Source organism: Flavobacterium sp. Leaf82, assembly GCF_001422725.1.
Lineage (GTDB): Bacteria > Bacteroidota > Bacteroidia > Flavobacteriales > Flavobacteriaceae > Flavobacterium.
Genome location: NZ_LMMA01000005.1, coordinates 86,426 through 107,446, shown reverse-complemented (window position 1 = coordinate 107,446; position 21,021 = coordinate 86,426). Strand labels below are relative to the sequence as shown.

19 protein-coding genes and 4 tRNA genes are annotated in these 21,021 nt (G+C 34.6%); 17 read left to right on the top strand and 6 right to left on the bottom strand.

The features are described from left to right. Positions 1–42 precede the first annotated feature (42 nt). Positions 43–543 (top strand): phosphoribosyltransferase domain-containing protein, encoded by a 501-nt coding sequence (locus ASF10_RS06005; protein WP_056246709.1) that lies wholly within the window; start codon positions 43–45, stop codon positions 541–543. On the opposite strand, the gene ASF10_RS06000 is transcribed toward ASF10_RS06005, so the two are convergent. After that, positions 535–1,053 (bottom strand): shikimate kinase, encoded by a 519-nt coding sequence (locus ASF10_RS06000; protein ID WP_056246706.1) that lies wholly within the window; start codon positions 1,051–1,053, stop codon positions 535–537. The genes ASF10_RS06005 and ASF10_RS06000 overlap by 9 nt on opposite strands. Before the next feature lie 127 nt (positions 1,054–1,180). Between ASF10_RS06000 and ASF10_RS05995 the strand changes: the two genes are divergently transcribed. From ASF10_RS05995 to ASF10_RS05970, 6 genes are all read left to right on the top strand, one after another. Then, positions 1,181–1,253: transfer RNA gene (locus tag ASF10_RS05995), tRNA-Lys, on the top strand. Between the two features lie 39 nt (positions 1,254–1,292). Then, positions 1,293–1,365, top strand: a tRNA-Lys gene (locus ASF10_RS05990). A gap of 44 nt (positions 1,366–1,409) precedes the next feature. Continuing rightward, positions 1,410–1,492: transfer RNA gene (locus ASF10_RS05985), tRNA-Leu, on the top strand. An 18-nt stretch (positions 1,493–1,510) separates the two neighbouring features. Next, a tRNA-Lys gene (locus tag ASF10_RS05980) sits at positions 1,511–1,583 on the top strand. A gap of 366 nt (positions 1,584–1,949) precedes the next feature. Next, positions 1,950–2,762 carry a helix-turn-helix domain-containing protein gene (locus ASF10_RS05975; protein ID WP_056246703.1) on the top strand — a complete coding sequence of 271 codons (813 nt, stop codon included), beginning with the start codon at positions 1,950–1,952 and terminating at the stop codon, positions 2,760–2,762. Between the two features lie 76 nt (positions 2,763–2,838). Further along, entirely contained in the window at positions 2,839–4,503 is a 1,665-nt protein-coding gene (locus ASF10_RS05970) for a serine hydrolase domain-containing protein (protein ID WP_056246700.1), read from the top strand. Between the two features lie 25 nt (positions 4,504–4,528). On the opposite strand, the gene ASF10_RS05965 is transcribed toward ASF10_RS05970, so the two are convergent. From ASF10_RS05965 to ASF10_RS05950, 4 genes are all read right to left on the bottom strand, one after another. Next, on the bottom strand, positions 4,529–5,509 hold the full coding sequence (locus ASF10_RS05965) for a hypothetical protein (protein ID WP_056246697.1): 981 nt from the start codon (positions 5,507–5,509) through the stop codon (positions 4,529–4,531). A 364-nt stretch (positions 5,510–5,873) separates the two neighbouring features. After that, on the bottom strand, positions 5,874–6,890 hold the full coding sequence (locus ASF10_RS05960; RefSeq protein ID WP_056246695.1) for an MBL fold metallo-hydrolase: 1,017 nt from the start codon (positions 6,888–6,890) through the stop codon (positions 5,874–5,876). A gap of 30 nt (positions 6,891–6,920) precedes the next feature. Beyond that, the gene (locus ASF10_RS05955) at positions 6,921–7,934 is read right to left on the bottom strand and encodes an alpha/beta fold hydrolase (protein ID WP_198529567.1); all 1,014 of its coding nucleotides are present in this window, start codon (positions 7,932–7,934) and stop codon (positions 6,921–6,923) included. A gap of 20 nt (positions 7,935–7,954) precedes the next feature. Beyond that, positions 7,955–8,746 (bottom strand): alpha/beta hydrolase, encoded by a 792-nt coding sequence (locus ASF10_RS05950; RefSeq protein ID WP_056246692.1) that lies wholly within the window; start codon positions 8,744–8,746, stop codon positions 7,955–7,957. A gap of 299 nt (positions 8,747–9,045) precedes the next feature. Here ASF10_RS05950 and ASF10_RS05945 point away from each other — a divergent pair, with 299 nt between their 5' ends. The 8 genes from ASF10_RS05945 to ASF10_RS05910 all read left to right on the top strand — a co-directional run bounded on the left by ASF10_RS05945 (position 9,046) and on the right by ASF10_RS05910 (position 16,563). Continuing rightward, the gene (locus ASF10_RS05945) at positions 9,046–9,546 is read left to right on the top strand and encodes a tetratricopeptide repeat protein (protein WP_241774915.1); all 501 of its coding nucleotides are present in this window, start codon (positions 9,046–9,048) and stop codon (positions 9,544–9,546) included. Positions 9,547–9,677: 131 nt separating this feature from the next. Continuing rightward, positions 9,678–10,637: an ion channel gene (locus ASF10_RS05940; protein ID WP_056246688.1), complete on the top strand. Its 960-nt coding sequence runs from the start codon at positions 9,678–9,680 to the stop codon at positions 10,635–10,637. A gap of 75 nt (positions 10,638–10,712) precedes the next feature. Next, on the top strand, positions 10,713–11,612 hold the full coding sequence (locus tag ASF10_RS05935) for a MerR family transcriptional regulator (protein WP_055091763.1): 900 nt from the start codon (positions 10,713–10,715) through the stop codon (positions 11,610–11,612). Positions 11,613–11,650: 38 nt separating this feature from the next. Beyond that, positions 11,651–13,117 carry a phytoene desaturase family protein gene (locus ASF10_RS05930; RefSeq protein ID WP_056246686.1) on the top strand — a complete coding sequence of 489 codons (1,467 nt, stop codon included), beginning with the start codon at positions 11,651–11,653 and terminating at the stop codon, positions 13,115–13,117. A 4-nt stretch (positions 13,118–13,121) separates the two neighbouring features. Next, positions 13,122–13,961 carry a phytoene/squalene synthase family protein gene (locus ASF10_RS05925; RefSeq protein ID WP_056246683.1) on the top strand — a complete coding sequence of 280 codons (840 nt, stop codon included), beginning with the start codon at positions 13,122–13,124 and terminating at the stop codon, positions 13,959–13,961. Positions 13,962–14,108: 147 nt separating this feature from the next. After that, the gene (locus ASF10_RS05920; RefSeq protein ID WP_056246679.1) at positions 14,109–14,549 is read left to right on the top strand and encodes a sterol desaturase family protein; all 441 of its coding nucleotides are present in this window, start codon (positions 14,109–14,111) and stop codon (positions 14,547–14,549) included. Between the two features lie 133 nt (positions 14,550–14,682). After that, on the top strand, positions 14,683–15,144 hold the full coding sequence (locus tag ASF10_RS05915; RefSeq protein WP_056246674.1) for an SRPBCC family protein: 462 nt from the start codon (positions 14,683–14,685) through the stop codon (positions 15,142–15,144). Positions 15,145–15,267: 123 nt separating this feature from the next. Continuing rightward, positions 15,268–16,563, top strand: coding sequence for a cryptochrome/photolyase family protein (locus ASF10_RS05910; RefSeq protein ID WP_056246671.1), 1,296 nt, complete (start codon positions 15,268–15,270; stop codon positions 16,561–16,563). 183 nt (positions 16,564–16,746) lie between these two features. Here ASF10_RS05910 and ASF10_RS05905 read toward each other — a convergent pair whose 3' ends face one another. After that, a complete protein-coding gene (locus tag ASF10_RS05905; protein ID WP_056246668.1) occupies positions 16,747–17,130 on the bottom strand; it encodes a hypothetical protein in 384 nt (127 codons plus the stop codon). Positions 17,131–17,214: 84 nt separating this feature from the next. Between ASF10_RS05905 and ASF10_RS05900 the strand changes: the two genes are divergently transcribed. Further along, complete coding sequence (locus tag ASF10_RS05900) at positions 17,215–17,430, top strand: hypothetical protein (RefSeq protein WP_056246665.1); 216 nt, start codon at positions 17,215–17,217, stop codon at positions 17,428–17,430. A gap of 407 nt (positions 17,431–17,837) precedes the next feature. Next, the gene (locus ASF10_RS24070) at positions 17,838–20,951 is read left to right on the top strand and encodes an FISUMP domain-containing protein (RefSeq protein ID WP_117611355.1); all 3,114 of its coding nucleotides are present in this window, start codon (positions 17,838–17,840) and stop codon (positions 20,949–20,951) included. Positions 20,952–21,021: the final 70 nt, after the last annotated feature.

Here is a 21,021-nt window from a genome sequence, read left to right as displayed (position 1 = left end):
TAATCTAAAATTCTTATTTGTAAATTAGCAAAAAAATAAATCATGAGCAAAAACATCATCTTAACGAATCAGGAAATCGAACATAAAATAAAACGTATCGCATACCAGATATACGAAACCTTTGTTGACGAAGAAGAAGTTGTAATTGCAGGAATCGCTTCAAACGGATCTATTTTTGCTCAAAAAATCGCATTGGCATTAAGTACGATCTCAACTCTTAAGGTTTCTCTTTGCGAAGTCAGAGTCGACAAACAAAATCCGCAATTGCCCATACAAACTTCATTGACTAAAGAAGAGTATGAAAACAAAGGATTAGTACTTGTTGATGATGTATTAAATTCAGGCACCACACTTATATATGCTGTTCGTCATTTCTTAGACGTTCCGTTAAAGAAATTCAAAACAGCAGTACTTGTAGACAGAAATCACAAAAAGTATCCCGTAAAAGCAGATTTTAAAGGCATTTCCTTATCAACATCCTTATTAGAGCACGTTCAGGTTGTTTTTGATGAAAACGGCGATGATTATGCCTTTTTAAGCTAAAATCCCTAAAATATCTTCTACTGTTTCTTCGACAGCTTTATTATCTACTGCAACTTTATGTTGTGCATGGTTATAATAGTAGCTTCTGTCGAACAAATGCTTTGCGATAAATTCTCGCATTTCTTCTTCATTCATATTAGCGATTAACGGGCGGCTGCTTTTGTTATTGATCAATCTATTATATAAAGTATCAATAGATGCCTTTAAATATATAGAAGTAACATCATCTCTTTTTAATAATTCATGATTATTGGCATAACAAGGCGTTCCTCCGCCTAAACCTATTATGCTATTTTCTGAAGATTGAAGTAATTCTACAAACATTTTGTGTTCTAGTTTTCTAAAATGGATCTCTCCAAATTGCTCGAAAATCTCATTTATAGATAAATTTGCTTTTTTTTCGATGCATTTATCTAAATCGAGAAACGGAATATTTGTAATTTTTGACAAGTTTTGGGCAATTGTTGACTTTCCGCAACCCATATATCCTAATAATATGATTTTTTTCATTTTAATAATAGCCTAAAAATTAAGGCGTTGTAAATTTTGATTAAAAAAAGACAAATTTATAATAAATAAGCTTGCAAATATCAAAAATAACTCCTTATATTTGCACCCGCATTCAAGGAAAGAATATGACTCGATAGCTCAGTTGGTAGAGCACATCACTTTTAATGATGGGGTCCTGGGTTCGAGCCCCAGTCGGGTCACAAAATTTGTGATTTACAAAATACTTTCCTTGATAGCAAGACTCGATAGCTCAGTTGGTAGAGCACATCACTTTTAATGATGGGGTCCTGGGTTCGAGCCCCAGTCGGGTCACAACATAAGGTCGAGTATTTATTTACTTGACCTTTTTCATTTTAGGCCACGTGGAGAAACGGTAGACTTGCCATCTTGAGGGGGTGGTGCTCGCAAGGGCGTGTGGGTTCAAATCCCACCGTGGTCACGCAAAAAAACATATAATGACTCGATAGCTCAGTTGGTAGAGCACATCACTTTTAATGATGGGGTCCTGGGTTCGAGCCCCAGTCGGGTCACAAAGAAAAGGTCAGGTATTTATTTACCTGACCTTTTTGATTTTTAAGCTATATACAGAACAATAGACTTAAATTGTTTAGAGAATTGTTTACATAATACTTAGTACTTTAAAATCATAAATAATAACAAAAAGTTAGAATACACCATTTATTTTTACCTTTTTTCATACTTCCTATTATTTTACACAACCACACAATAAGAACGGATAATTTTACAGAGCCAAATCGAAACCAATTAAAACCATATCTTTCCTGTAACATTTTTCATTTTATTACATCTAATAGTTATTAAGGTCGTTGTATTCATTTATTGTATACAAAATCATCCTAATATCCTTGCCTGGAAAGGTAATCAATGCGATTTGTATGGAACATTTAAAAAAAGGTACGTTTTACGGACAAACCAATCAGACAATTATTCTGGACGGAATAACCTTGACAGACACTGTATACACACACAGTAAAGTAGATTGGCATTATCATGAGAATGCCTATTTTACCTTTATTCTTGAAGGTAATGTTATTGAGGGCAATAAAAAAGAAATCTACAATTGCGCTCCCGGAAGTTTACTTTTTCATAATTGTCAAGAACCTCATTACAATATTAAACCGGACGGATTCACAAGAGGTTTTCATCTAGAAATCGAAAAACACTGGTTCGATACCATAGCACTAGAAGATCATAATTTACAAGGAAGCATTAACATCTCTAAACCGGAAATTAAGTTTTTAATGTATAAAGTATTCAGGGCTGCTAAAATTGAAGGTTCTGCAATAGATTTTTCTGCACAAACTTTACTGATAGAAATATTATCAAAACTAAATACACAAAATAATACATCGCTTTACAAAAACCCAAAATGGGTACAGCTTATTGATGAGATTCTTCATGATCAGACGGGAGATGCAATTTCTCTGGATTATTTATCTAAAATAGCCGGAATACATCCTGTTCACCTTTCAAGGGATTTTTCTAAATACTTTGGCTGCACTTTAAGCGAATACAGGAGAAAGTTAAAAGTAGAAAAAGCACTTTCCCTCCTGTCTTCACAAAAACAATCCTTAACCGAAATCGCTTATGAATGTGGATTCTCAGATCAAAGCCATTTTACGAGATGCTTCAGAGAGGTAAACGGATTAAATCCTTCTGCGCATTTAAAATTACTTTTAATGAAATAATGCAAATGTTAATCCTGTACAATTTTTAATCCCCGCTATCAAATAATTTTGCTTTTTAACCTTATTAAATCAAAAAATGATACGAACATTATTTCTACTAATAATCAACCTTTTTTATTTGATCGCTTCAGGTCAGACCACTAATCTTTTCAAACCTCAGGAAATTACAAGCGAACTGCATAAATCAAACATTGGAAAAATTACTTTCATGGATGGAAACATTCCGTTAGAGCAATATAAAAAATCTGATTTTCTTCAATCCTTCAATCTCACATACAAATCAAACCTTAACATCAGGATTTTTCTTGATAACTCAATAACAAACTATTTACATCAACTCGAACCTAATTTATCAGCTGAAGAACTTGTAAAAATAGGCAATCTTCAGTTTTCTTTTTATATAGATAATAAATTTATATACAAAGACAACGTTAATTCAGGTTGTAATTTTGGGTCTGACAGCAGTAAAAACACCTCAACAACAATAAGAATTCCGCTTACCAGTTCTAAACCTGAAAACCTCTGGGCATTGCATATGTGGGAACGTTTTAAACTCAATGGCGGCGAAACAGCGTTAACAAACGGAACACATACTTTAAAAATTGAAGTTAGGCCTTACATCATCACTAATCAAAATAACGACATTAAAACCGGAGCTCTAATTGCCAAAGGACAAATTAAACTCATAATAAAAACACCTGTCGTAACTGCAGAGCAAATAGCAATACAGAGTATATTACCCAATAGCGGATGGGAGATTTCTAATCATGAAATTAACCGTCAGAAAATCAAAATGCTAAACAAGGAAATAGCATCTTATAATCTAAAAGAAATAACAAGCGTAGTTGCCATTTATGATGGTAAACTTTTGATAGAGGAATATTTTAATGATGCCGGTAGAAATACTTTGCATGATACTCGCTCTGCAGGAAAATCTTTTGCGTCGACACTTATGGGTATCGCTATAAACGATGGATATATTAAAAACGAAAACAAAACACTTAGTTCATTTTATAACTTACACCAATATGCAAATTATGACACTAAAAAAGACAGTATAAAAATAAAAGACCTGCTCACGATGAGCTCTTCATTTGAAGGTTCAGATGCACATAGCGATTCACCCGGAAATGAGGAGAACATGTATCCCACAGATAACTGGGTGAAATTTACGCTGGATCTCCCTACAGACCCAACAAAAACAAATGGAGGCAAATGGGATTATTTTACAGCAGGCGTTATTCTTTTAGGAGATATCCTGGATAAAAATGTCCCGGACGGATTAGAAAAATATGCAGATCAAAAACTTTTCAGTCCCTTAAATATCACAAATTATCAGTGGCAATACACCCCTCAAAAAGTAGCAAATACGGCAGGAAGCCTACAAATGACCTCACTGGATTATGCAAAATATGCTCAATTATACAAAAACAATGGTATCTGGAAGGGCAAACAAATAGTCCCAAAATTATGGATAGAAAAAACTTTTACAAGGCAAATTGAGATTCCCGGAAAAGACAAAGAATTTTACAGCTATTTATTCTGGAACAAAACCGTTACTTATAATAACAAAAATTACGAAACGTATTACTGCGCCGGAAACGGAGGAAATGAATTTATAATTTTCAAAGATTTACCTATTGTCATTATAATTACCTCAAAGGCTTTTAATAAACCTTACGGACATCCTCAGGCTGATAAAATAGTACACGATTACTTATTGCCAGCAATCTTAAAATAAAAAAAACATAGTTTTTATCCTTACTCTATATTTCCAGGTCACTAACAAATGCAATTTGACTTGGATTTTCTGGCAGATAAAAAATTTCTAATTGCTCCTGCTTTGTAATATCGAGTTCAAGCAGACCAATAACTTTCTTTAAGCTATTACGATGAACATTATGTTTATTATCCGTGTATTCGAGTTCAAAACGAACTTCTGGCTGATCATTAATATAAATTCCGGTTTGAGTCACCTTTATTAATTTCGCCCAGGTTTTTATACCTCTAAACTTAATTAGTGATGAATCTCCTTCTAAACCTGTTAGTTTGCGATAAATAAATTTCAAAAGATATCTAAAAAACAAAAGAACTGCAGGACATACAATCAACGGATGTCCAAAACTCATAAAACACCAGCCCATACCAAAACTTTCTGTTTGATACGAATAAATATAGTAACCAATTACAGCAGCTACAAATAACAACCAACCCAATATTACCCCTAAAACCCTCATCATATCTATCCCAACCTGAGTAGTTGCAACAATAAAATGCGGATCCTCTTTTGCATCTTTACTAAGGATTAAATTTATTTTTTTACCAACTTCAAAACGATGTTCCTGAGGTTTAGCATCGGTAACACTTGTTTTGCTTGTGATTTCAGTATCTGCCAGATTTTTAAACAACAATTCAAGTTCATAAGTATTGAACTTTGCAGTTGGTTTAGAAGTTTTAATAACGCTTAAAATTTTTGCTTCCCTTAAAATCCCTTTTGACTTTAATTGCTCTATGTTTCTTTTTGAAATAAAAATCTGAAGAACCCATTTTCGGAAATATCCAATCAAAACAATTAGCCAGAAAATCACAGATAGAGAAACAATGCTTAAAGCCAACCACGGATTTTTATCCTTTAGCGTAGAAACATCAAATTCGCTGTTTACCGCATAATATATAAGCATCGGAAAAGGAATTGCAAAAAACAACATATAAAGAGCTCCAAAAGCAATAGCAAAATTTTTCTTCATTCCTTTTAATAATTTGGCGTTACTAATTAAACCATTTTACTGCACGAAAACATCATTTTCAATAATTTTATCCGTTCACTATAACATTGTTTTACAACCGGATACTATCAAATTTACATAAAATATTACAGCAGAAAAGAAATTAAAGTAGAAATCGAAGTAAATTATAGCAACAAAAAATGGCACAAGAGCTTTTACTTGTGCCATTTTTATAAGAAGCTAATCCAGCCATCCATTCTATCTTTACCTGCTTAAAGAAAGCAGGCAAAGGATGCCATTTCTGTCTGGGCTAAAAAACCAATTTTCATTAGAAGTTATTTCCCCAAAAATAACCCTAGTCAAATTAGCTAGAAAAGTGAATTAATTATTTCCCGTTTTGCTTTATATCCTTGTATGCATTTGGAACATTAAAATTAAAATGAAGCCAGTTAAAAAGTTCATATCCTTTATTAAACTCCTTCATTGTTACCGCAGCTTTCGTTTCGTCGAGCGTTAAACCTTTTTTTACGGCATTTTCAACATTTGTTTTCAATGCTTCTACATAATCAATAGTAAATTTAATTCCAGCTTTATTTGTTAAACGTCCGTGACCCGGAACTACAATATCCTTATCACCAATCATATTATAAATCTTATTTAGATTATTAACCGGCTCTAAAAAGTAACCGTCAAATAACCACGGAATCGTTGGACTCTCTGCAATAAAAGGATTTCCAGCCCACAATACATTTCCGTTATTCGATTTTAAATACACAAAAAGATCAGCTGGCGATTGTGCAGTTCCCACATTTATAACCTCGACAACATTGCCTTTACCCATATCAATTTTAAGGTTCTGATTGATCGCAATAGTAATATCAGCAGGACGATAAACACTCTCCTCAATTCCGCGTCCTTTACCAAAAAGCATAATCATGAACTGTTTGATATTATCATAATTCTTAGATAAATTCTCTTTGCAAAATTCGTTCTGAATCAAAATCGTTTCTTTAGGCAATAAATAATTCCCAAAACAATGATCCCCATGATCACTTGTATTTATTGCATAAACAATTGGCTTATTTGTCACGGTTCGAATTAATTTATAAAGCTGATCATAAAGTCTTTTGCAAAGCATGGTTTCTATAAGCAAAACCCCTTTATCGCCTACAATAAATCCTGCCGAAGTTGCCTGAGCAATTCCTTTTGTCGTTTCAGCCTCGTCTGTAGCAGGAGAAACCGCATATACATTCTCTGCAATTTTATGCAATTTTAAAGTCACCTTATTAGCATCCCAAATTGGGACATGATCCGGCATAGGAAATTGTGCATAAGCGTTTGTATTTACAAACAAACACAATAAAAAGATTGCTGTTGCCAGAATTATTCTCTCAGTTTTCATAATTTATTTTTTATAAATTGCCTTTACTATTTATTTTGCCAGAAAAAAAGCAAGCAAATCTTTTTGAACCTGAGCCGTATTTTCCTGAACCAGCCAATGCCCTGAACCGGCAATTTTAGATTCAGTTACATTATTAGCAACCAGTTTAGAATGTTCTTTTAAAAATGCAGCTGCAAAATATTCTCCACCCATTGCCAGTAAAGGCATTTTAAGTTTTGTTTTCATAAACACGAGATTGTCTTTACCATCCTGTGGGAAATTACCAAACCATTTAAAACTTGATTTAGCGCCATCTTTTACAGCATATGCCCTAATAAATTCAGCAGTTTCCTCTGGAGTAAAAGGATCTTTTACATGTCCTACCATCGGCCAGAAATTAGTTAAAAACTCCTTTTCTTTCCCTTTAACAATATCACCCGAAGCTGGCCATGCAAAAAAACCAAACCACCATGCCGAAGCCGAAACTTGTGACCAAACCGGCTCAATTCCCGGAAGCAAAGCATCCATTAAAGCTATTTTTTTAACTTCATCACCATATTGGGCCGCATAAGCATAAGCCACCATAAGACCAATATCATGTCCGGCAAGATTAATATTATTATATCCCAGTTTTTTAACCAGTTCATGAATATCCGTTGCCATATTTTTTTTATCATATCCTGATTCCGGTTTGTCAGATTCACCAACACCTCTTAAATCCGGCGCTATAACAGTAAAGTGCTTAGAAAGTTCCGGCAATAAACGATTCCACATATACCAATTTTGCCCAAAACCATGTACCAAAACCAAAGGTTCTCCCTTTCCTCCTATTACATAATGAATATTGACACCGTTTACAAAAGCGGTCTGATGTTTAAAATTTGCCGGTGGATCTGCCGGTTTTACTACAGCCGAATCCTTAATAGTAGTTGATCCCTCAACAACAGTTTTTGAAGTTTCTTCTTTTTTATTACACGCTGTGAGCATAAAAAAACTAATTGTAAATACGCCTAAAAAAACTTTTGTTGTTTTTGTCCAGGCATTTTGTTTTTGCGTTGCATTCATGGTTTTTAATTTTTAAAATGTTAGTTATTATTTTGTACTTGAAGCCATTCGAAAATATAAAGTGCAACTTCCTCCCAACCCGGTTGTCCTAAAACAAAATGATTTCTGCCGGAGAAAACTTTATAATCTGTAACCGATTTTTTGTCACTATACTTTTTGTAATTATCAAAATTTAATTGTTGCGGAATCGTATTATCATTACTTCCCGCAATTAGCAATAAAGGCCTGTGTGGCTGATTAAAATCTACTCTTGCAACTGAAGTTATCGTATCGCGAACAACAAGTTTAGATTCCGGAATCGCCAACTCTTCATATCCCTTCTTTTGCAACTCTGGAGAAAGTCCATTAGTAAACGCATATTGCCATTGGCTAAAAGTCATTAAAAAAGTTTTTTTTGTAGGCGTAAAAAAACCAAGTGGTCCCCAGCCAGCTTTTAAAAACGAAAATTTAAAACTCAATATCCCTTGCGGAGGCACAGAATGAATAGCCACAACAGCAGACGCGATCTCTTTTTGATTTAAGATTTGCGCAATCAAACCACCTATAGAATGTCCTATTATTATTGGTTTTTCCGGCAACAGCCTTACGATTTCTTCATAATATTCAATAAGCTGTTTTAACCTTATTGAGGCTATTTTAGAATCCGGATGCCGCCTGCGAAGCGATTCCGGCGAAGCATCTTTAAAAGGCCAGGGCGGCGCAATGGTTTTATACCCTCTACTTTCATAGAAATCCCGCCACTCGTTCCAAGACTCATTACCAACAAAAGCCCCGGTTATAAAAAGAATTGTTTTTAAATTTTCGGTTTGCATAATTACGCTGTTAAGTTGTTTTTGAGAGCAATAGTCTAAAACCGTACTAAATATTCAACTATTTAAAAATCAATTATTTAACCAAAACAAAACCCAACAATACTTATTTTATATCGCTGTACACAAATAAAAAAAGCGACATTTCGCTAAAAGAAGATTATTATACACAAGTCTGGACAAGTCAGTAAAAAAATTGAATTACTAACTATTATTTTACAAAAGAATAGGACTTTCAAAACAAAACTTTACTAAATTCGTCTCTGAATTAATTAACCTACTAACTAATCCCAAATTGGTTTATGAAACATTTATTACTGCTGTCATTTATTATGATAACTTGCTCTACATGGGCACAATCTGCAACCGGCTATTTTGATAAAGCCATGAAAAAAGCCGAAGCCGGCAACCATAAAGGAGCAATTGCTGATTATACAAAAGCAATTAGCATGAATACCAAATTTGTAGAAGCGTACCAAAATCGTGGTGTTGCAAAATTTAAGCTAAACGATCTAAAAGGCGCTCAGGCAGATTTTAGCAAAACAATCGATTTAGACAGTATGAATGCTGATGCATTTACAGGCAGAGCAAATGTAAATTACAAACTAAACAACTTTCAGGAAACTGTTGACGATTGTACTTCATCGCTTGGTTTAAACCCAAAAGATTATATTGCTTATAACCTGAGAGGTTTGGCTTATAATAAAATGGGAGACAAAAAAAATTCCTGCAAAGATTTTTCTAAAGCAATAGAATTAGGCAGTCAGAGCGCCATTAAAAACAAAGCTACATTTTGTAAATAACCAAAATTAAAGCAATTAAATACGAAAGCAATTTGTAAACATCCATTTTACAGATTGCTTTTTTTTTATTAAAAACTGCTATAATTTCATCTAATAGTTATCCTTACATTTGTCCTTTAAACCAAATCTTAATGGCACTTATCAAAAAAATAAACCAAAAAGCACAAACTGATAGAAACTCAGGTTTTGGAACTAATGCAAACAGCTACGGAGGAAGATTTGTAAACAAGGACGGAACTGCCAATATCGAAAAAAGAGGCATGCATTTGTTTCGACGCATTAGTTGGTATCACACTATGATCGATATGCCAAACTGGAAATTCATGTCTATTTTGTTTATTTTTTACATTGTCATTAATTTTATTTTTGCTGTTATTTATTACGCAATCGGGATTGAGCATCTTGACGGAATCGCACAATCACAAAGCATATTAACCCAATTTGGACAAGCTTATTTTTTTAGCGCACAAACCTTTACCACTGTAGGTTACGGACACATTAGCCCAACCGGTTTTTTGACAAGTGCACTTTCCTCTGCTGAAGCCTTGATTGGTTTATTAAGTTTTGCTATTGCAACAGGTTTATTTTTTGGAAGATTTAGCAAACCTACAGCATTTTTAAAATTTGCAGACAATGCCTTAATTTCTCCATACGGAGAAAGCAAAGGACTTATGATACGTGTTGTACCTTTTAAAAATACCAATTTTACAGATGCAACAGCAAAAGTAATGCTAGGAATGAGCTTAGAAGAAAACGGTAAGCACACGATTAAGTTTTATAATTTAGAGCTGGAGCTGGACAAGATAAATGCACTTACTTTAAGTTGGACCTTAGTACACCCAATTACAGAAGATAGTCCTTTGTACAATTTTAGTCAGGAAGATTTACAAAAAGTACAGGGCGAAATATTAGTATTCATTACCACTTTTGATAACATGTATAGCAATACCGTAGCCGCCAGAACATCTTATACTTTTAGTGAAATCATTTACGGAGCCAAATTCGAAACCATGTACAATCGAAGTAAAGATGGCTCTAAAACGATACTCCATTTAGATAAATTAAACCATTATGAATCCGTAAACTTCTAGCAATCTATCATTTTAGTCAAGTTGTAAACATATTTTCAGATTTTATCCTATTTTTGTTCACCAAATAGCCAGTTAATGATAAACAATATTAAAACTGTTTTCAGCATAAAAGATCTCGAAAACTTATCAGGAATAAAAGCACACACCATTCGTATCTGGGAAAAAAGATACAACATTCTGGAACCAATGCGTACTGACACCAACATCAGGCTCTATAACCTGCAAAACCTCCAGAAGCTTTTAAATATTACTTTATTACACGAATACGGTTATAAAATTTCTAAGATTGCAACTTACCCAGAAGAAAAAATTCCGCAATTAGTTCGTGAAATTATTTCCAAAAGAAATTCTCAGAACTACGCTATAACTTCTTTTAAGATGGCAATGATGAATTTTGACCAGGAAATATTCTTCAATACTTTTGACTGGCTTATTTCTGAAAAATCATTCAAGGAAGTTTTCAAGGATCATTTTCTTCCTTTATTGAAAGAGTTGGGATTATTATGGCAATCTGAAACCATAACTCCTGCAAATGAACATTTTATGAGTCATTTGATCAAGCAAAAAATATTAATTTACACAGAAAGCCTTCAAATACAAAAGCCAACAAAGACCAATAGAATTTTTGTGCTTTCGTTACCACTAAACGAAATTCATCAAATAGGATTATTATACCTGCAATACGAAATTTTGTCCCACGGCTACAAAACGATATATCTGGGCGAAAGCATGCCAATAGAAAACCTGCATGACCTGACCAAGCATTTTGAGAATATTACGTTTGTATCTTTCATGACAATTCAGCCGGACAGAAGCGTTATCAACCAATATGTAAAAACTATGGGACAAAAATTACTTCAAAAAAATAATGAAATTTGGCTTATGGGGAATATGGTCGAACACATCGATCCGAAAATTTTATCCGAAAGAATACAAATTTTCAATTCTATGGAAGAAACAATTAGCATGCTATAATATATTTTGTTTAAAGTTTTTGTACATTTGTTAAACAAATGAAAAAAACAATAGCAATAATAGGATCAGGCTTCTCTGCTTTAGCCGCTTCATGTTACTTGGCACAACAAGGAAACAAAGTGACAATCTATGAAAAAAATGAAACTATTGGCGGAAGAGCCAGACAATTCAAAAACGAAGGTTTTACCTTTGATATGGGACCAAGCTGGTATTGGATGCCCGATGTTTTTGAACGCTTTTTTCTTGATTTCGATAAAAACACAACCGATTATTATGAACTCATAAAGCTAAATCCTGCTTACAGGGTTTATTTTGGCGTAGATGATTTCATTAATATATATGACAATCTCGAAGAAATAAAAGCCACTTTTGAAACCATCGAAAAAGGAAGTGGTCAAAAGCTGGACACTTTCATCAAACAAGCAAAAAGCAATTATGATATTGCGATTAAAGAATTGGTTTATCGTCCCGGAGTTTCTCCTCTCGAATTAATTACGCTCGAAACAACCTTAAAACTCAATCAGTTTTTTAGTACCGTAAGTACAGACATTCGTCAGAAGTTTAAAAACGAAAGACTTATTCAGATTCTCGAATTTCCTGTTTTATTTTTAGGTGCAAAACCTACAAAAACACCATCTTTTTATAATTTCATGAATTATGCCGATTTTGGTCTTGGAACCTGGCATCCTAAAACCGGCATGTTCGATGTTGTTCGCGGAATCGAAAAACTGGCACTAGAACTTGGCGTAAAAATCAAAACCAATTCTCCCATCGAAAAAATAATAGTAGAAAATAAAACAGCAACAGGAATCGTCATTAACGGCGAAACAATACAAGCTGATATTATTTTAAGCGGTGCCGATTATCATCATACTGAAACTTTATTAGATAAAGAACATCGCGCCTACTCTGAAAAATATTGGGAAAGCAGAATTTTTGCCCCATCATCACTTTTATTTTTCGTGGGATTCAATAAAAAAATAGAAAACATTTCGCATCACGCATTATTCTTTGATGTCGATTTTAATCAGCATGCAGCAGATATATACGATAAGCCAAAATGGCCAGATGCCCCTTTATTTTATGCTAATTTCCCCTCAAAGACAGATAAAACTGCAGCGCCAGACGGCATGGAAAGCGGCTTTTTCCTCATTCCATTAGCACCGGGAATTAATGATAATGAAGCACTTAGAGAAGAATATTTTGAAAAAATCATCACTCGTTTTGAGCAACTTACAAAGCAAAAAATTAAAAATAATATTATCTTTAAAAGATCATTCTGCAAAAATGACTTTGTAACAGATTATAATGCCTACAAAGGAAATGCATACGGAATGGCAAATACATTATTGCAAACGGCTTTTTTAAGACCAAAACTAAAAAGTAAAAAAGTCAGGAATTTATATTTTACAGGACAATTAACTGTTCCTGGTCCAGGTGTTCCGCCTGCTTTAATTTCAGGAAAACTAGTAGCCGAGTTAATTCAAAAATCTTTTAGATCTTAACAAAATGAAATCACTATTCGATACCGTTTCTTTCAAATGTAGCAAATTGGTCACCCAAAACTACAGCACTTCTTTTTCGCTAGCGGTCAAAATGCTGTCACCAAGCATTCGCGAAGCGATTTACAGCATATACGGATTCGTTCGCTTTGCTGACGAAATTGTCGATTCATTTCACGAGTACGACAAAGAAAATCTCATCAATGATTTTGAAAAAGAATACTACAAAGCCATTGAATTGGGGATTAGCCTAAACCCTATTCTCAACTCATTTCAACATACCGTAAAAGAATATAATATTACAGATGATCTTGTTCAGGCGTTTTTAAAAAGCATGAAACTGGATCTTATAAAATCAACTTACAACTCACAAACTGAGTATGAAGATTACATCTACGGATCTGCAGATGTAGTTGGTTTAATGTGCCTGAAAGTTTTTGTAAAAGGAAACGATCAAAAATACGAGCAACTCAAAACCGAAGCCATGAGATTGGGTTCTGCTTTTCAGAAAGTAAATTTCCTGAGGGATTTAAAAGATGATAATTTAGTTTTAAACCGAAATTATTTTCCCGGAGTCGATTTAAATTCTTTCGATGAAAATGCAAAAACCACGATCATCAACGAAATCGAAGAAGACTTTAGAGTTGCTTATCAGGGAATTGTAAAATTACCGATAGAAGCACAATTTGGCGTTTACACAGCATATATTTATTACAAAAAACTGCTTAAAAAACTAAAAAACACACCGTATTACGAAATCGGAAGCTCCAGAATCAGAGTTTCTAATTACACAAAAGCGGGGCTTTTAGCGCAATCTTTTGTAACTTACAAATTAAAGCTGGTTTAAAATTTACACGTTTTTTTGTCATTGCGAGGAACGAAGCAACCGCATTTTCTACATCAAACTTTACGTCTTAAGATAGTGAGATTGCTTCGTTCCTCGCAATGACCAACCAACAACAAACAATAATCATAACAATTCAAAACATAAAAAATGATTTCTTTTTTAATCTTTTTAGGCGTTTTTCTCTTCATGGAATGTGTTACCTGGCTTACGCACAAGTACATCATGCACGGACTTATGTGGTATTTTCACGCAGACCATCATCAGCCCAAATACGAACATACCTTTGAGCGCAACGACATTTTCTTTGTCATATTTGCGATTCCCAGTATTGTACTTTTTTATTTTGGTGTTCAGGGCGGCTTCAATTATTTGTTTTTTATTGCCTGCGGAGTAACATCTTATGGAATTTGCTATTTTTTAATTCACGATGTTTTAATTCATCAACGTTTTAAATGGTTCAAAAACACTAAAAACAAATACCTGATTGGTTTACGAAAAGCGCATAAAATTCACCACAAACATTTAGGAAAACAACACGGAGAATGTTTCGGGATGTTATTCGTTCCCTTCAAATATTATAAAATGTAGCACAATTTGGGCGTTACCCGCAGAAAAAGCGGGTCGGGCTTTCCGTTCCCGCTTCCCGATGAAAAATCGGGAGAGCTCCACTATAATCCCTAACGCAAACGTATTTCAAGAACCATCCGTAATAATTGATTTTATGAAAGTATATAAGTTAGAAACCGTACAGCACTTAAATGCTAGTATCGAAGAATGTTGGGATTTTTTTTCAAGTCCGCAAAACCTTAAAACGATAACACCTGACGATATGAGTTTTGTAATTCAGGATTTCGATGGTAAACGCATGTATCCCGGACAAGTTATTACCTATACATTAAAACCGCTTTTGGGTATTAAAATAAATTGGATGACAATTATAGCCGTTTCATCAGAAAACCAATATTTTGTAGACGAACAGCGTTTTGGTCCATATGCATTATGGCATCACAAACACTTTTTTGAACCTACGGAAAATGGTACAAAAATGACCGATGTTGTACATTATGCTTTACCATTTGGCATTTTAGGACAACTCGCCAATAAAATAATGGTCAGCAATAAACTGAAATCCATTTTCGAATATCGCCATAAAAAAATCGAAGAAATATTCAATTCAAAATAATTTTTCCCACGATCTCACATATTAAAAGTTTTTTCGCCACGAATTCACGAATTACAATATTGAATTCAATTAATTGGTTAAAATAAATTCGTGAATTCGTGGCGAACACAAGTTTCCTTTATAATGACAAAACAAAAAGCAACCTTTTTCTGGTTTAGACGTGATTTACGTCTTGATGATAACATTGGGTTATTCAATGCCCTACAATCTGATTTTCCTGTAATTCCGTTATTTATTTTTGACGAAGACATCTTAGAAAATCTTCCTGAAAATGATGCACGCGTTAGTTTTATCTACGATTCACTCCAAGCAATAAACAAACAGCTTCAGGAAATTGGTTGCTCTATATTAATCAAAAAAGGAAAAACTTTCGAAGTTTGGAAATCACTTGTAGAAGAATTCGAAATTCAAAACGTTTTCTTCAATAAAGATTACGAACCTTACGCCATAAAACGTGATATTGCAGTTTCTGATTTATTAAAACAAAATAACATCGAAGCCACATCATTCAAAGATCACGTAATTTTCGAAGAAAAAGAAATCACAAAAGCCGACGGACTTCCCTACACTATTTACACACCATATAAAAATAAATGGCTGGAGAAATACCATCTTTCAGGCCAGGCTCATGAATACGACACAAAACCATTGTTCCCTAACTTTGCTAAAAATAATTTTGAGTTTCCTGCATTAGCTGTAATTGGTTTCGAAAGAAGTACAATAAAAGTACTTCCGCACGACTTAACCCAAATTGGTAATTATAAAGAAATCCGAGACTTTCCAGCTTTGGATGGCACATCCTATCTTTCGCCACATTTACGTTTTGGAACCGTTAGTATCCGTAAATTAGTAAATTGGGCAAATAAGAAAAACCAAACCTTTTTAAGCGAATTAATCTGGAGAGAATTTTTTATTCAGATCCTGTTTAATTTTCCTAATTGTGTCAATCATAATTTCAAATCAGCTTATGATGGTATTCAATGGCGCAATAACGAAGACGATTTTAAACGCTGGTGTTCCGGAACAACCGGATATCCAATGGTTGATGCCGGAATGCGCCAACTAAACGAAACCGGATATATGCACAATCGTGTTCGTATGGTTGTTGCAAGTTTCTTGTGCAAACATTTATTGATCAACTGGCAATGGGGTGAAGCTTATTTTGCCGAAAAGCTTTTAGATTTCGAATTAGCATCAAACGTAGGAAACTGGCAATGGGCAGCCGGAACAGGTTGTGACGCTGCGCCATACTTCAGGGTTTTTAATCCGGAAATCCAGCAAAAGAAATTCGATGAAAAAGCCATCTATATCCGTAAATGGATTCCAGAATTTGATTTGGGATATAGTGAACCAATGATTGAGCACGCTTTTGCAAGAGATCGTGCAATTGCTACTTATAAAGCAGGAATTGTGAAATAATTTTTTTTGTTTGAAGTTTCAGGTTTCAAGTTTCAGGTTTTTACTGAACCTTCAATTTTGTTTCTCGCAGATTGAGCAGATAGATAATTGTTTTGTCATCCTGACGAAGGAAGGATCACACTAGTAGCTAACACAAAGTTTTACCTCAATAAAAGTGATAAAAGCATCTTAAAAAAACTAAACCTAACTGTTATTCTCGCTTTTTTCGTGAGTTTCAATCTGTTTTTCCATATAAAATATAAGCTTTTGTAAGGTATCAATTGTCTGTTTTCTTGATGCAGCAAGCTCTTTATAACTTAATTCGCTCTCAACCTCACTTGTATTAAGTTGAAAATTATCAATATTCAATTCCTTAATCATTGGCCCTTCGTTCTTTATGAGCCATTCGCAATTGTACTGGGGATAATTTTCAACCAATTTAAGAATCCATTTAGCCTGAATATCGCTGTTATTTGCTAATGCACGAGATAAAACACCCTTACTGGCGCCCAGAACCTTCTCTAGACCTGTTATTGTAACGCCTTCATTATCAGCTATTTGCTTTATATTTTCTAATATGATACTCATTTGCGTAGGAAATTATTTCCTAAAAATTTTGAAAGTTGAAAATTATCCCCTACCTTTGTTTCAAATTTTAAAACAAATTAGGCAATGGACAAAAGTAAGACAAAAATCTATAAATCCTACGATTCCAACATACTGCAAGCATTGTTTTTAAAATATGGCTTGTCAAAATATTACATACGCCAGAGTATTAATGGATCTGTAAAAGGAGTAATTCCGGATAACATTAAAAAAGATTATGTAATAATGGAAAAAGCAAATAAAGAGACCGTTAGTTATCTTCTCCAAAAGACACTTAAATAATAAAACAACAAAAATGATGATGCAGGAAATGAGTTCAGAATAAAGAATACCACTACAATTAAAGAAAAAACTCTTTATATAAAATCTGAAAAGATTGCAAAAGAGTTCCCCATTACAAGCCACAGATATACATGCAAATAAGCCGTTAGAATTACCCTTTCTAAAATAAGGCACTTTCCCAAATTGCATTGTAATCAAACAAGAACTGTCAAACAGTTTCAACCTCAATAAGTCCTGATTGGCAAAATGCAATAAGGCAATTTTTATAACAATACCACCAACCATACATGCAAGTGAAAATCTCCAGAGATATTCATTCGCCTTCTCTTGTAGCTATATTTTCTAATACTGGCTGCAGGGTAACCTATTTAAAGATTTAAAAACAAAAATTTTAAAAAGATTAGAAAATGAAGAAAAAATTATTTTGTAAGTGGCTCGCATTGTTGGCTATATTACTATCGTTAAACATGCAGGCACAAATGACGGTGGGCGGCAAAAAAGCACCTGAACCATTCTCGGTTTTAGAACTGCTTAATAAAGGAGGACTTCGACTGCCTCAAATGACCACGGCAGAGCGTAATGCTTTTGCTGTAAAAGGTAACGACAAAGGAGAAGGTCTTACCATTTATAATAAAACGACAGGTTGTGTAGAGTACTGGAACAAAGCCCGTTGGGTAAGTTTGTGTGATGGTACTTCTCAAACTACTATTAGCCCGGCGCCTTGTACAAATGTTGCCGCAGACGGTACAGGTTGTGACCAGTCGTTCTCAATTACAGATCCTGATTGTCCAAACGGACCTTTTACAATTGCTATTGTAGCAGGAGCAGATTACGCTTCTTTAACGGATGTTGATGAGAGAAACGGAAAGTTTAAAATTGATTTTAGAGAAAACACTACAGTAGATACTCATACCGTATTGGTACGTGTTACGAGTACTTGTACAAGTATGTACAAAGAGTTTTTGTTTTCTCAAAATGCTGTAGATTGTAAATCTCTTACTTATGCTGCGCCAACAATTAGCCCATCAGCTACATCATTATCTTTATGCAGTGGCGGAGCGGTATATTTATCAGTTCCTGCTAACAGTGCTAATCTTGATAAATTAATCTGGACCCGTAATGGTATCGAGATTGCTCGTGGCGTTAATTATGTTGTAGCTGGTCAAAAAGGAGAATATAACATCTCTATGGGAGCTGTAGGCTGTAATATCAACACGGCAAACAAGCGTACTATTACAGAATCAGGTTCTGCAGCAGGAAGCGGTACTACTATAGTGGCTTCAAACAACGGGATACTTTGCGGTACCAATTCGGTTACTCTTACAGCAGCTGGTACAGGTACTATTGCCTGGTTCCAGAACGGTATAGAGGTAAAATCAGGGGTTTCATCCTATACTATTACCGGAGACAGCAATGTAGGAAACTGGTTTGCCGTAGTAAAAAACGGAAGCTGTTATTCTATGCCTTCTAATATAATTGCAGTTACAAAAGGAACAGCAACAGGACAAGTAAGTCTTCCTGGTACTGATGTATTGGTAAACGGTACAGCTTTAAGCTCTTTTACAGGTTTTTGCAAGGGTGGTTCCTTAGATTTAAGTGTGGCTAACAAAGTAGCTGGTGTTACGTATACCTGGTACAACGGAAATGATGTAATTACATCCAACCCATTTGTGATACCTAATGAGGCAACCTCTATTAATCTTAGAGTAATTGCTGTAGATAATACAAACACTAAGTGTTCTACAGAAGTAAGTTCAGGAACAAAAACAGTAACATCAGATAATGCTCCGGCTGAACCTAATATTACGGGTAATCCGGTACTTTGCGATGGTACTACAGATTTAACTATTGTTCCGGCTGTTGCGGGTACTTACACTTATACCTGGTATAAAGATGGTGTAAAAATAACCGAAAAAACAGCAACTATCACAGTAACTACACCGGGTGTAACTTACAGCGGTAGTGTAACCAATGCAACAGGTTGTACCAGTACACTAGTAAGTAAAAAAATAGCGGTAAATGTTTCTAGTTTACCGGTACTTTCATGGGTAACTAAGCCTGCTTCGGCAACTTATGGCGCAACCATTACCCTGCAGACTGCTATTGAGTTTGGTCCTGCAAGTTCTTATACCTGGACTGCAGATAACGGAGCAACAGTTACAGGTTCAGGAGCAAGTGTTTCAGTGAAGCTTCCGGCTAGTGGTACAGAGGGTACTCCTTTAAAAGTTACAGTACTGGCAGAGAACAGCTGTGGTAAATCAGTTACGATAGACCAATCGATTGCGATGAATGCAGCCTGTCCTACACCAACACTTACAGCACAATCTGATTTGTCTCAAAGTATAACACAAGGTTCTAGTGCTACAGTAGCAGTATCAGTAACAGGAGGGGTAAGCCCAACCTACCAGTGGTATCTTACTACAACAGCTAATACTTCAGGTGGTAGTATTATAAGCGGTGCAACAACAGCTTCATACACTTACAGCCCTGCATCTTCAGGTACGTTTTATTTATATTGTATAGTAACCAATGGTTGTGCAGGAAATCTAAAAGCAACATCATCTTTATTTACCGTTACAGCAGCGATTAATCCTGATTCTCTGGAAACAGGTTCTGGTACTTTGCGTGGTAAAACTTGTTTTGATATTGCTGAAAGTAATGATAATGCTAATTGTGGTACTTTAACAAGCCGTACAAGCAATAAAGCTGATTTTAACCTTGCAGCTACTAATACCCAAACTTATACTTTTACTCCAAGCAGTGCAGTAAGTAATATTCGTTTTGCTTATGTGGAATCTCTTGGCGGGGCGATTATCAAATCGATTACCAACAATGGAGATCCTACAGCAAAAAATGTATCCGGAGCTGTAACGGCAACAGTGGTATACAAAAATAACTTAAGCAGCAATGGCGGTGTACAAGGTGCAGCATACGGAAAAACTACTGAAAATGCACTTTCTGTAAATATATATGTAATTTATAACAATAAAGCAGACGGAACTGGAACGGATGTTAAAGTGCAGTTAAGAGCAGAAATAAAAGACTGTGCTTGTTGTGGTGCATTTGTAGGACCTGGAGGAATTCCTCAAGTGTGGAAGAATTTTATGTGTCATAACTTAGGGGCCGACCAGAATCTGGATCCTTTTGTTTCTAATTCTGGTTTGTATGGTAATTATTATTCATGGGGTAATTGGACTACAACTAACAATCCATGTCCTGCAGGATATCGTATTCCTAATAGTGGTGAGTGGGTATATATAACCCAATATAATTCTAATAATATTAATCCTAGTAAAATGATGGATGGATTAAGATTGGGATCTACATTATATTTGCCTTTAGGAGGTTATTATGATAATAATGTCTATGTATCTGCATCTAGATCTGGTTATGGTATTTACTGGACGTCAGATCATCTTTTGGCATACATAAATGCTGCGGGTGTATCTATTGTAGGTGATATTTCTCCTGGATCTATGTCTAGAATTAGAGCTAATATTCGTTGTATGTCAGATAACTAAAGCTTTTTTAGGCATTAATCCCTAAATAGCGTTAAAATTAAAAATGCTTATATGCTTTTCATTATTTGCC

Bases quoted from the DNA above. Each gene is read 5' to 3' on its own strand.
- ASF10_RS06005 (WP_056246709.1), top strand. From the start codon at position 43: ATGAGCAAAAACATCATCTTAACGAATCAGGAAATCGAACATAAAATA.
- ASF10_RS06000 (WP_056246706.1), bottom strand. From the start codon at position 1,053: ATGAAAAAAATCATATTATTAGGATATATGGGTTGCGGAAAGTCAACA.
- ASF10_RS05975 (WP_056246703.1), top strand. From the start codon at position 1,950: ATGGAACATTTAAAAAAAGGTACGTTTTACGGACAAACCAATCAGACA.
- ASF10_RS05970 (WP_056246700.1), top strand. From the start codon at position 2,839: ATGATACGAACATTATTTCTACTAATAATCAACCTTTTTTATTTGATC.
- ASF10_RS05965 (WP_056246697.1), bottom strand. From the start codon at position 5,509: ATGAAGAAAAATTTTGCTATTGCTTTTGGAGCTCTTTATATGTTGTTT.
- ASF10_RS05960 (WP_056246695.1), bottom strand. From the start codon at position 6,890: ATGAAAACTGAGAGAATAATTCTGGCAACAGCAATCTTTTTATTGTGT.
- ASF10_RS05955 (WP_198529567.1), bottom strand. From the start codon at position 7,934: ATGAATGCAACGCAAAAACAAAATGCCTGGACAAAAACAACAAAAGTT.
- ASF10_RS05950 (WP_056246692.1), bottom strand. From the start codon at position 8,746: ATGCAAACCGAAAATTTAAAAACAATTCTTTTTATAACCGGGGCTTTT.
- ASF10_RS05945 (WP_241774915.1), top strand. From the start codon at position 9,046: ATGAAACATTTATTACTGCTGTCATTTATTATGATAACTTGCTCTACA.
- ASF10_RS05940 (WP_056246688.1), top strand. From the start codon at position 9,678: ATGGCACTTATCAAAAAAATAAACCAAAAAGCACAAACTGATAGAAAC.
- ASF10_RS05935 (WP_055091763.1), top strand. From the start codon at position 10,713: ATGATAAACAATATTAAAACTGTTTTCAGCATAAAAGATCTCGAAAAC.
- ASF10_RS05930 (WP_056246686.1), top strand. From the start codon at position 11,651: ATGAAAAAAACAATAGCAATAATAGGATCAGGCTTCTCTGCTTTAGCC.
- ASF10_RS05925 (WP_056246683.1), top strand. From the start codon at position 13,122: ATGAAATCACTATTCGATACCGTTTCTTTCAAATGTAGCAAATTGGTC.
- ASF10_RS05920 (WP_056246679.1), top strand. From the start codon at position 14,109: ATGATTTCTTTTTTAATCTTTTTAGGCGTTTTTCTCTTCATGGAATGT.
- ASF10_RS05915 (WP_056246674.1), top strand. From the start codon at position 14,683: ATGAAAGTATATAAGTTAGAAACCGTACAGCACTTAAATGCTAGTATC.
- ASF10_RS05910 (WP_056246671.1), top strand. From the start codon at position 15,268: ATGACAAAACAAAAAGCAACCTTTTTCTGGTTTAGACGTGATTTACGT.
- ASF10_RS05905 (WP_056246668.1), bottom strand. From the start codon at position 17,130: ATGAGTATCATATTAGAAAATATAAAGCAAATAGCTGATAATGAAGGC.
- ASF10_RS05900 (WP_056246665.1), top strand. From the start codon at position 17,215: ATGGACAAAAGTAAGACAAAAATCTATAAATCCTACGATTCCAACATA.
- ASF10_RS24070 (WP_117611355.1), top strand. From the start codon at position 17,838: ATGAAGAAAAAATTATTTTGTAAGTGGCTCGCATTGTTGGCTATATTA.